2 pseudogenes are annotated in these 1,743 nt (G+C 65.2%); both read left to right on the forward strand.

Annotated elements, in window-relative coordinates:
- Positions 1–1,052 (forward strand): annotated as a pseudogene (locus tag IEX05_RS15120) (hypothetical protein); the annotation flags it as partial.
- Positions 1,053–1,224: 172 nt separating this feature from the next.
- A pseudogene (locus IEX05_RS15125) lies at positions 1,225–1,518 on the forward strand (AMP-binding enzyme); the annotation flags it as partial.
- Positions 1,519–1,743: the final 225 nt, after the last annotated feature.

Below are 1,743 nucleotides of genomic sequence, written 5' to 3' on the forward strand. Positions count from 1 at the left end.
CCACCCCGACCCCCACACCCACAGACACCCCGACACCGACGCCCACGCCCTCCACCGACCCGGTACAGCAGGCCTACATCGCGGTCTTCCAGCGCCCGGACGATGTCGGTCTCACCGGCGCTTTCAGCGGCATCTCGGAGCCCGAGCTTGCCGACCTGCTCGCGGCCGCGGCGGGCACACCGAATGTCACATTCCCTCTCCTCAACGGCTCGGGACAGGCGCTCGGCCTCGCGGAGCGGCCGTCTACGAACGAGGCGGCCGCCGCATCCCAGCTACTGTCGCCGGTGGTCTTCAGGCTGCCGGGCGTGACCGTGAACGAGATCTCGCTCACCGCGTTCGATCTCGAAGGGGCTCTGCGCGCTGTCCAGGATCAGCGTGTCCGGCTGCTCGACCAGCAGCTTTCCTCTCAGGTCACGGATGTGCAGAAACGCAACGCCCGCGTGGTCACGCTCAACGCGGCCATCACGGCTCTGAACGCATACGTCGCCGGGCCGACTGATGAGTCGCTGGCCACTGCGATAGCGGCCGCACGCCCGGCCGTGGGGTCGCACGTTCTCCTTTCGGCGACGTCGGACTCCACCGAGGTGAGAACGGCCGCTGCCGACCTCATCGCAACGCTGCGCGTCGAACGTGACGCCGTCACGAACACTCAGCAGACGGATATGCTGCGACTGGCCGGCTTGACCGACAAGCGCAGTGAAGCGGCCGACCTGATGTCCTCATTCCTGACGAAGATGCAGGGTTCGCAGTCGTCGATCATCGGCAACATGCGATCGACCCCGGTATCGCTCGGCACTGTTCGGTGGGACCGCGCCGCCATCACCGGAGGCTTCGACCTCACCGGTGTCACGGACGGGGAGCACCACCTCATCCTCAGCTTCGACGACATCGGCCTCACCGTCGTTGCCGCGGTGACCGTGCAGCGCAATGAACTCGCCGCGACCGGAGGCGAGTTGAGCCCGCCGCTCTGGGTCGGGGCAGCACTGCTCGTGCTCGGAGCGGGCGTACTGATCGGCTCATCGCTCCGGACGCGGCGCCGTACGCGTGTCTGATGCGGTGACACGGGCGGCCTCGGGCGAGCTCGAGCTGGCGATGCTCCCCATCGTCCGCGAGACTTGTCGCGGTTTCCTCACCGGACCGGGCATCGGGACTGACGACGAGAATGACAACGTCGCCCCTCTCCGCTCAACCCCAACGAACCGATCGCTGACGCATACTTTGACAACAACCGGCCAGGCGGTGGTTGCTTTTGTATGTATTAAAGAGTCGCATGAAGACGCGCTTTCCGACGCGGACGCCCTCGTGAGCGCGTTGCGGACGTGGGCCGGGCAGCAGATTGGGCCGATCGCTCGCCCCCGGGACGTCTACATCGTGACCGAACTGCCGAAGACTCGTTCCGGCAAGATCATGCGCCGTTTGCTTCGTGATGTGGCGGAGGGTCGAGAGGTCGGTGACACCACGACCCTTGCCGACACGATGGTCATGAGCACGATTCAGGGTCACGTATCGCGTAAGTGAGCGAAGACGTGTGACACGTATCCCCCGCGTATCACACGTCGCTGGCTTGCGTTCTACGCTTCAGCCATGGAGGACCACACGATGATGCGTCAGGGGAAGGGGTCTGATGTAGGAACTGGTGACATCAAACATGGCTAGCCGAGAGGGCTGGCCTGGAAGGATGTCATCATGCCGGGGCCGTTCCCGAAGGAGTTCCGCGACGACGTCGTCCGGGTCGCGCAGAAC

The organism is Microbacterium nanhaiense (assembly GCF_014646015.1).
GTDB lineage: Bacteria > Actinomycetota > Actinomycetes > Actinomycetales > Microbacteriaceae > Microbacterium > Microbacterium nanhaiense.